At 59.1% G+C, this 8,405-nt stretch carries 7 protein-coding genes; 3 read left to right on the top strand and 4 right to left on the bottom strand.

The features are described 5' to 3' along the window. Nucleotides 1-93 precede the first annotated feature (93 nt). Complete coding sequence (pheT, locus tag NW815_RS01850; RefSeq protein WP_414389880.1) at nucleotides 94-2,571, bottom strand: phenylalanine--tRNA ligase subunit beta; 2,478 nt, start codon at nucleotides 2,569-2,571, stop codon at nucleotides 94-96. A gap of 196 nt (nucleotides 2,572-2,767) precedes the next feature. On the opposite strand from pheT, the gene NW815_RS01855 reads away from it, so the two are divergent. The 3 genes from NW815_RS01855 to NW815_RS01865 all read left to right on the top strand — a co-directional run bounded on the left by NW815_RS01855 (nucleotide 2,768) and on the right by NW815_RS01865 (nucleotide 5,343). Further along, nucleotides 2,768-3,304, top strand: a complete 537-nt coding sequence (locus NW815_RS01855) for a thioredoxin family protein (RefSeq protein WP_011434451.1) — start codon at nucleotides 2,768-2,770, stop codon at nucleotides 3,302-3,304. 105 nt (nucleotides 3,305-3,409) lie between these two features. Beyond that, nucleotides 3,410-4,336 (top strand): fatty acid desaturase family protein, encoded by a 927-nt coding sequence (locus NW815_RS01860; RefSeq protein WP_414389872.1) that lies wholly within the window; start codon nucleotides 3,410-3,412, stop codon nucleotides 4,334-4,336. Further along, nucleotides 4,333-5,343, top strand: coding sequence for an alpha/beta fold hydrolase (locus NW815_RS01865; protein WP_414389874.1), 1,011 nt, complete (start codon nucleotides 4,333-4,335; stop codon nucleotides 5,341-5,343). Before NW815_RS01860 ends, NW815_RS01865 begins: the two co-directional genes overlap by 4 nt. Nucleotides 5,344-5,360: 17 nt before the next feature. On the opposite strand, the gene aroQ is transcribed toward NW815_RS01865, so the two are convergent. The 3 genes from aroQ to NW815_RS01880 form a co-directional block, all read right to left on the bottom strand. After that, nucleotides 5,361-5,858, bottom strand: coding sequence for a type II 3-dehydroquinate dehydratase (gene aroQ / locus NW815_RS01870; RefSeq protein WP_414344089.1), 498 nt, complete (start codon nucleotides 5,856-5,858; stop codon nucleotides 5,361-5,363). Beyond that, nucleotides 5,836-5,967: a hypothetical protein gene (locus NW815_RS01875; protein WP_011434447.1), complete on the bottom strand. Its 132-nt coding sequence runs from the start codon at nucleotides 5,965-5,967 to the stop codon at nucleotides 5,836-5,838. The genes aroQ and NW815_RS01875 overlap by 23 nt, the downstream gene beginning before the upstream one ends. A gap of 168 nt (nucleotides 5,968-6,135) precedes the next feature. Beyond that, a complete protein-coding gene (locus NW815_RS01880; protein WP_414389877.1) occupies nucleotides 6,136-8,085 on the bottom strand; it encodes an acetate--CoA ligase family protein in 1,950 nt (649 codons plus the stop codon). Nucleotides 8,086-8,405 lie beyond the last annotated feature (320 nt).

Raw genomic sequence — 8,405 nt, forward strand, 5'->3', positions numbered from 1 at the left:
TAAGGACTCCGTCCTGCTGACGGGAAGGGTAGCCCGCGCCCTGTCCACAGGACGAGCGCCGGGAGGATGTTATAGTAGCTACAGAGGGGTCGGCTAGCTGCGCAAGGTCACCGGAAATTGTGTTGCCAACTGCGCCCTCACCTGGTTTTGCAGAGCTTCTACCTCCGCATCCGTGAGGGTGCGATCGGGAGCGCGGTACACTAGGCGGAAGGCAAGGCTGCGCTGCCCTGCAGGTACTCCTTGGCCCCGGTACTCGTCGAAAAGCTGCACCGATTGGAGAAGTTCTCCGCCCGCTCGACGGATAACCTTCTCGATCTCACCAACGGCAAGGTCGAGTGGCGCAAAGAAGGCGATATCCCGATCGGCAGCAGGAAAGGGCGAAAAGGGGACAAATTGCACAATGCCCCGTCTCTCCAGGCTTTCCAGCAAGGGATCCAACTGCAGCTCAAACCCATAGACCTGATCTGGCAGCCCCTTTTCCTGACAGAGGCGGGGGTGCAGTTGCCCGAACAAACCGATGCGGGATCCCTCAATCCACAAACTGGCCTGGCGACCGGGGTGAAGCAGGGACGATTGCTCTTCAGGGGGATCCAGACGAAACTCCGGGCCAAATCCCAGCCGCTCCAGAGCGGAGACCAGCAGCCCCTTGGCCTCGAACCAGTCCATGGGTCGGTTGCGGTGCTGCCAATCGTGGGGATTGGGATCCCCGCCCAAGATACCGCCAATATGCTCAGCTTCCCGGTAAGGGTGGGGGTTGGGGGGAAGGGCATGGGCAAAAACACGACCGATTTCAAAGGCTTGGAGCGGGCCGTTGCCTTGATCCCAGTTGAAGCGGAAGGCCTCCACCAGGCCGGGAAGTAGCGCATTGCGCACGGCTGAATATTCAGGCGAAAGTGGATTGGCAATCCTCACCAAAGATCCATCCTCCTCGGCTGGGCAGAGGGAGATGTGATATACCTCTGTCAGGCCAATGCCGCGCAGCACTTCTCGGATCTGGCGGGTGAACGTTTCCCGCGCCGAAAGGGATCCCACCTGCGGCTCGGTGGGTAGGGTTTCTGAGAAGCGGTCATAGCCGTAGAGACGGGCAAACTCCTCGATGAGGTCGATCTCCCGCTCAATGTCCCGCAGGCGATAGGGGGGAACGACGACCTGCCAAACGCAGCTGGCCACGGTTGCCGTCTCGGTAGCGGGGGAGAGGGCACTCTGGGAATTGGCCCCTTCGCAACGGGAGAGCTGAAAGCCCAAGGCAGATAGGATCTCCTCCACATCCGCCGCCTGCACCTCGTCCCCCAACACATCGATCAGCCGCGACAGCCGCAATTTCAGGGTGCGTTCCAGGGGGGGCCGCTGGTCAAAGGTGGTGAGGCCGGCCACTGCTCCCCCTGCCAGTTCCAGGATCAACTGCACCGCCCGATCCCGGGCCTGATCGAGGGTGGCAAAGTTAACCCCTCGCTCATAGCGGGTGGAAGCCTCGGTGCGCAGACCTTGAGACCGGGCCGAGCGCCGCGTCACCGCTGGATCGAATAGGGCTGCTTCCAAGAAAATGCGAGTGGTGGTCGAGCTGACTTCGGTTTCTTCCCCTCCCATGACCCCGGCCAGAGCTACCGGTTGGCTGCCGGCCACAATGAGATGACTGTCGGCTTGCAAGGTGCGGGTTTGGCCGTCCAAGGTCTTTAAGGTTTCTCCCGGCTGGGCCAAGCGCACCTCGATGGTGGGTTTTTTCTTGCCCATGACCTGGAGCAGGCGCTCCCAGTCAAAGGCGTGCAAGGGCTGGCCCCATTCCAGCAGGATCAGATTGGTAATATCCACTACATTGTTGATGGATCGCATGCCGGCAGCGGCCAGTCGGTGTTTTAGCCAGTCGGGGGAAGGGCCGACTTTCACCCCTTCGATCAACACGCCACTGTAGGCGGGGCAGGCTTTGGCGTCGGCAATGCGCAACTGAAAGTTGGGGATGGGCTTGGCCTGAAGAGGCTTGACGGGGGGCAGGCGCAGCGGGTTGCGGGTGAGGGCAGCCACTTCGCGGGCGATCCCCACCATGCTCAGGGCATCGGCCCGGTTGGCGGTGGAAGTGAGATCCAGCACCACATCGTCCAAGCCTAGAAGGGGGCGCACATCAGAGCCAAGCGGATGAACCTCCAGATCCAAGTCGGGCGGGAATTCGTGGATCCCTTCGGAAGATTTCTCCAGCCCCAGCTCGGCCAGAGAGCAGATCATGCCCTCCGAGATCACCCCCCGCTTGTCGGCTTTGGCAATGGTGAGGGAGAGGGCGGGCAAATGGGTGCCGGGCGTGGCCACTGCTACCAGGATCCCGGCGCGGGCGTTGGCGGCTCCACAGACAATGGTGGCAGGCCGATCGGATCCCAAGTCCACCTGGCAAACCTGCAGCTTGTCGGCGTTGGGGTGAGGCTCGGCAGCCAGGATCCTGCCCAAAACCACCCCATCTGCCCAGGTGCGGCGGTCTTCGATCTCTTCCACTTCAAACCCCGCCAGGGTGAGGGCCTCTCCCAGTTCTTCGGGTGAAAGTTGGAAATCCACCAGTTCTCGCAGCCACTTCAAGGAGATGCGCATCGCTGAGCCATCGGTGCAAACGCCGCACCCATTATCGCTCACCTGGCCCTCTTCTCCAGCCGGGATCCTTGCCCAAGGCAGAACAGACAAGAGGCGCCTCCGGACTCATCGGTCTCATCAGGGGGAGAGAGGGGGATGCTAAAACGGTGAAGGCGACGGCTAAGGTCAGATCCAGCGGATGGCAAGGTGAGGAAGGATGAAGGAAGACTGGGCAAAACGGTTGCGCAACGGGCTGGTTGCCGCGGCAGCTGTGCTCTTAGCGGTGGGTTTGTTTTTGGCCAGCCAGGGTCGTCAGGCGGGCAGCAACCTAGAGGCTCTAGCCCAAGAGGCCATACCTTGGGAGCAAGCTCAGGCCAATGGCAAACCTTCTTTGGTGGAGTTTTATGCCGATTGGTGCAGCACCTGTCGTGCCATGGCACCCCTCCTGGCCAGCCTGAAACAGGAATTTGCCGATCAAGTCAACTTTGTCATGCTCAATGTGGATAATCCCAAGTGGCTGCCGGAGCTGAGCCGCTACCGGGTGAACGGCATCCCTCATTTTCTGTTTTTGGATCGGCAGGGAGAAGTGCTGGGATCGGCGATTGGCGAACAGCCGCCGTCGATTCTGCGAGCCAATGTGTTGGCTCTGGCAACTGGACAGCCCCTGCAGTTGACCAACATCGGGCCGGTGTCTGAGCTGGAGCGGGGCAGGCGCGCCCTCCCCAGTCAGCCGGATCCCCGCAGTCATGGTTAGGAGTTTGGTCCAGGGTTTTGTTGTCTTGGACACAGGCGGAAAGGTCTGGCCTCGGTTTGATATTGGATAACTTCTATCCATTCTCGTAGCTCACAAGAACAGGCCATGGCTGTCGAGACAACACCGATTTTGCCGGATCCGCAACGGTTGATCCCGAGCGAGCGCCTCAGACAACTGAATGTCCGCTCCAATTCAGCCGGGCTCCGGCAGCTTTTGGGACATTTGGCGGTGATGGCGGTGAGTGGCAGCCTGTGGGTGACCCAGAAAGGTGTCAATGGCTGGATTGCCCTGCCGGCGCTGGTGGTTTACGGGGCCAGTTTGGCGACGATGTTTGCTGCTTTGCATGAATGTGTACACCGCACCGCTTTTGCCAGCCCAAAACTGAATGACGGGGTAGCCTGGGTGGCGGGCTTGCTCTCATTTTACAACAGCACTTTTTATCGCCGATACCACAAATGGCACCACCGCTATACCCAGATTCCGGGCAAGGATCCGGAGCTGGAGGATCCCAAACCCCAGAGCTGGCCGGAGTATTTGCTTGAGCTGAGCGGCTTGACTTGGTGGATCGGCAAGGTGAAGACCTACATCCGCATAGCCAGCGGCCAGTTGCAAGGCTATCCCTACATTCCTGAATCGGCCCGCCAAGAGGTCATTCGTTCGGTGCGGTTGCAGCTAGGGGTCTACGGCCTTGGGAGCTTGCTCTCCTTTCTGCTGGGGGATCCCTGGATAGTGTGGCTGTGGCTGTTGCCTTTGGCGGTAGGGCAGCCGATCTTGCGCTTCATTTTGCTGGCAGAGCACACGGGCTGTAGCCAAACCGAGGATCCCTTCTCCAATACCCGTACCACCCTTACCCTTTGGCCAATCCGCTTTTTGATGTGGAATATGCCTTACCATGCTGAGCATCACCTTTACCCCTCCATTCCATTTCATGCTTTGGCCGATGCCCATCAATACCTCAAGCCCCATCTGGCTCATCTAGGGCAGGGGTATGTGCGGGTTCATCGTCAGGTGATTGAACAATTTCAGGCATGACTCACTACACCTGGAGCCTGAACGATTTTCAGCTACAGTGCGGGATCCAACTGCCCCAAATCACGCTCGCCTACGCCACCTACGGGACTCTTTCCCCCCGAAAAGACAACCTGATCCTCTACCCCACCTCCTATGGGGCTCAGCATCCCGACCTGGAGTGGCTGATTCGTTCCGACGGCATCCTCAACCCGCAGCGGTGGTTTATCCTCATTCCCAATATGCTGGGCAATGGCCTTTCCACTTCCCCCAGCAACGATCCAGCCTGTGGCTTGCGGGAAGATGGCTTCTGGTTTAGCCACTGGGACAATGTGCGCCTGCAGGAGAGCCTGATTCGCCAACACTTTGGGATCGAACGCATCCGCCTGATCTACGGCTGGTCGATGGGGGCTCAGCAAGCCTATCACTGGGGATCCCTGTTTCCTGAGCGGGTGGAACGGATCGTAGCCCTCTGTGGCACCGCCAAGACCACAGTTCACAATCGGGTTTTTCTGGAGAGTTTGCGCTCAGCCCTAACTGCCGATCCCGCCTGGAACGGTCGTCGATTTACGGGTGTCCCAGAGCGGGGCCTGCGAGCTTTTGCCCACATCTACGCCAGTTGGGCTGTTTCCCAACCTTTTTTCAACCAAAAATGCTATGAATCCTTGGGGTATGCCTCTCTCGAAGATTATCTAGAGCGAGGCTGGGAGGCCAATTACCGCCGCCGGGATCCGCAGAATTTGCTATCGATGATCGAAACTTGGATCCGCTGCGATATCAGCGACAACCCCATTCACCGGGGAGATTATCGGGCTGCTTTGAGGGCAATTCAGGCCCAAACATTGGTGATGCCCGCCCAGACGGATTTGTATTTCACCCCAGAAGATTGTCGGGCTGAGGCAGAATGGATCCCGAACGCGGTTTACAAGATCATCCCCTCCATTTGGGGGCACCGGGCCGGTAATCCTCATCAAAACCCCGAGGATGAAGCTTTTATTCGCACAGCCGTGCAGGAGTTCCTGGAGAGCTGAGGGCACCTACACAGATCCTACACAGATTGCAGGCGCAGGTGTTGCACCAGAGCCTGTAGCCCCAACAGGTAGCTTTGCGCCCCAAAACCACTGATTTGCCCAATCGCTACGGCGGCGATGTAAGAGTGCTGGCGGAAGGGCTCGCGGCGATGGATGTTGCTTAGGTGGACTTCCACAGTGGGCAATCCTACGGCTGCAATGGCATCTCGGAGAGCAATGCTGGTGTGGGTATAGGCCCCAGGGTTGATCAGAATGCCGACATGCTGCTGGCGGGCACGGTGAATGGCATCGATGAGCACCCCCTCATGGTTGGACTGGAGAATCTCCAGCTTCGCCCCTAGCATTTCTGCCTGCCGATGCAGAGCCTGATCGATCTGCTCTAGGGATACTGAGCCGTAGATGCCCACCTCTCGCACCCCCAGCAGGTTGAGGTTGGGGCCATGCAGTACCAAGAGGCTGAGAGGCTCGCCGCCGGGGGCAATGGCAGTCGGATTAACGACGACGATGGGATCCATCTTCTACCGGAATGGGAGCAGGTTGAGGCTGGGGGTTCCCCAGCAGGGTGTCGATCACACGTTCCACCCATTCCCGGATCTTTTCCAGCACCTTTTCTACCCAATCCATCCGATCTGCCTCGCGAGGTTTTACGAAGGGAGTTTATTCGACGGACTTCTATGATAGCGCTTCTTTCCGAGGGGTGTAGAGCTGACTGGCTGGCCGGCCTTTTTCCCCAGCAGGGATCCCTTGTTTTGCCTACCCTTTTACAAGAATCTGAAGAAAATCCAAAACCCCTCAGCCAGACCAGTTCTTCAGCATCTGGCTAATGGTTCTGCAGATGATCCGCAGGGTCATGGAGCGCAGCAGGATCCCCATCTGAAGGTCTGTCCCCGGCAATTCAAATCGCTCCGCCTGGCCCGCCACCGTCAAAGTTAGGGTGGATCCCCGCTGCAGGAAGAGGGCGCCGCCGGGGTTGAGATCCCGTTTCAGGGTTTGCAGCTCTTGATCGGAGGGATCCCGCAGCACCACCAGATCGCTGCCTTCGTAGGCCAAGCCCTCCCGCTCCAGGGTCTCTTCGTCGGCTTCCGCCAAAAGCAGATCCAGTTGGGGATGGCGCAGCAGGGTTTTCACCTGGCGAAAGAGGCTGCCCTGCAAGGGTCTAAAGCTGTGGTTTAGCAGCACACCCTCCCGACAGACGGATCCCACACATGCGTTGGGGCGGTGGGACAAAATATGCTCCACCAAGGTGTGCGCCTCCGCCAAGGTGAGGCGGTTAAAGGTCAAAATCGGGATGCGGGCCGTCTTGGGAAACAGATGGTCGAGGATCGCCCCCGGCACATCCACTCCCGCGCCAATGGCAGGTTTTTGGTGCATGAGCACACCTGGCGCAGCATTGATCTCGATGATCCCCAGGGATCCCTCCTTCCAGGAGCGCTCCAGGCTGGGGGCAATGACATCGATGCCCAAGCACACCAGCGAGAACTGCTGGGCAATGGTTTGGGCCAAAACCACGTTGTCGGGATGGACGGTGGCCGTGACATCGCGGCTCACTCCTCCCGCCGAGAGATTGGATACCTTGCGCAGATAGACCGTCCGCCCCGGTTCCAGCACACTGTCCACTGTCAAGCCTTGCTCTGCCAGAAAGCGCTCCATTGCCTCATCCCATTGGATCGGCCCCAGGGGAGAAGTGGGGGTATCCCAACGGACGGGATCCCGGTTGGCCTGCTCGATGAGCTGCCCGATGGTGCTTTGGCCATCTCCCGTCACTGAGGCGGGGCGTCGTTCCGTGGCCGCCACAAAGCGGCCTCCCACACACAACAGGCGAAAATCGGTGCCCTGCAGATGCTTTTCCAGGATCAGTCGGATGGGCTCCTCAGGGGGAAGGGCTGCCACGGCTACCTCGTAGGCAAAGGCCAGTTCTTCCGGGGTTTGAATGCCTGCTGTTACCCCTATCCCCTTGTGGCCGGCCACCGGCTTGAGCACCACCGGATAGCCGATTTCCTGCGCCAACTGCAAAGCTTCTGCCAAAGAGGCGACCACCTCTCCCTGGGGCACGGGGAACCCTTGCGCCGCCAGAAAGGCTTTGCAATCGTCTTTGCGGGTGGTGAAGTCAGAGTCGAGATGGCTGTCGCAGTGAAAGGTGGTGGCCACCCCTCGCACCTGGTTGCGACCATAGCCATACTGCATCACCCCTTCATCCCATAGGTAGTAGGTAGGGATCCCGCGTTCGTGAGCAGCCCGCAGGAGGGCATAGACCGTTGGCCCACCGTACACCGAGTCGCGAAACAATTGCTGCAGGCGGCGCATCTCCCCTTCAAAATCGAAGGGCTCCCCTTGGGCGATGGCTTCCAGCCAATCCCAAGCAAAATAAACCGCGGCACGAGTGGTACGGCCATGCAAGGTCTGCACCGCGATGCGCACATACTCTGGAAACAGGTGACAGCTCCACTTCTGCAAGTGGAGATCCATCTGCAACCGGTTCACCTCCGTCACCAGCCGGGCAAACAAGTGGGCGTAGGAAGGATAAGATCCCTCCTGCAACTGGGGGAAATGGAAGCAGACCTTGGACAGGTAGACATCAATGGGCAGCGGCTGTGGGCACTGGGTAAGGGCAAAGTCGAAGGTGAAAGCGGCTGTATTGAGATAGGGGTTAGGGCCGAGATAATGCTTCAGGTTGAAAATGTCGAAAACATCCGACTCGCGCGCGTTGATGCGGGGCACGCCCGCCGCCTCCTGCAAAACCATAGCCGGCCTCAAGAGAAGGGAAACAACGACCTCAGCGCGGGGAAAACCCAGCTCTCCCGGCTGGGGCCGCTTCCATTATTCCCGATCCGGCCCCCATCCCCGGCGGCTTGCCCTCGCAGCACAAGGGATCCCAGCTAGCCTTTTGCTGGTCAATTAACAGTTGCCTGACAGGCAACTTGGTAACTTGGAAAACCCTTCCCACCCTCTGATCGGGTTGGGGTTATTTCGAGTTGCAGTGCAACTGTTTGCCAATTCTGGGATCCCCTCTCCTCATAATGGGCAAGGGGCTGGGAGCATGACTCTAGTCAATGATACGCTGG

Source organism: Synechococcus sp. R6-7, from assembly GCF_047461695.1.
GTDB lineage: Bacteria > Cyanobacteriota > Cyanobacteriia > Thermostichales > Thermostichaceae > Thermostichus.

Excerpts from the sequence above, each read along its gene's own strand:
- pheT (WP_414389880.1), bottom strand. The coding sequence starts at position 2,571 with ATGCGCATCTCCTTGAAGTGGCTGCGAGAACTGGTGGATTTCCAACTT.
- NW815_RS01855 (WP_011434451.1), top strand. The coding sequence starts at position 2,768 with ATGAAGGAAGACTGGGCAAAACGGTTGCGCAACGGGCTGGTTGCCGCG.
- NW815_RS01860 (WP_414389872.1), top strand. The coding sequence starts at position 3,410 with ATGGCTGTCGAGACAACACCGATTTTGCCGGATCCGCAACGGTTGATC.
- NW815_RS01865 (WP_414389874.1), top strand. The coding sequence starts at position 4,333 with ATGACTCACTACACCTGGAGCCTGAACGATTTTCAGCTACAGTGCGGG.
- aroQ (WP_414344089.1), bottom strand. The coding sequence starts at position 5,858 with ATGGATCCCATCGTCGTCGTTAATCCGACTGCCATTGCCCCCGGCGGC.
- NW815_RS01875 (WP_011434447.1), bottom strand. The coding sequence starts at position 5,967 with ATGGATTGGGTAGAAAAGGTGCTGGAAAAGATCCGGGAATGGGTGGAA.
- NW815_RS01880 (WP_414389877.1), bottom strand. The coding sequence starts at position 8,085 with ATGGTTTTGCAGGAGGCGGCGGGCGTGCCCCGCATCAACGCGCGCGAG.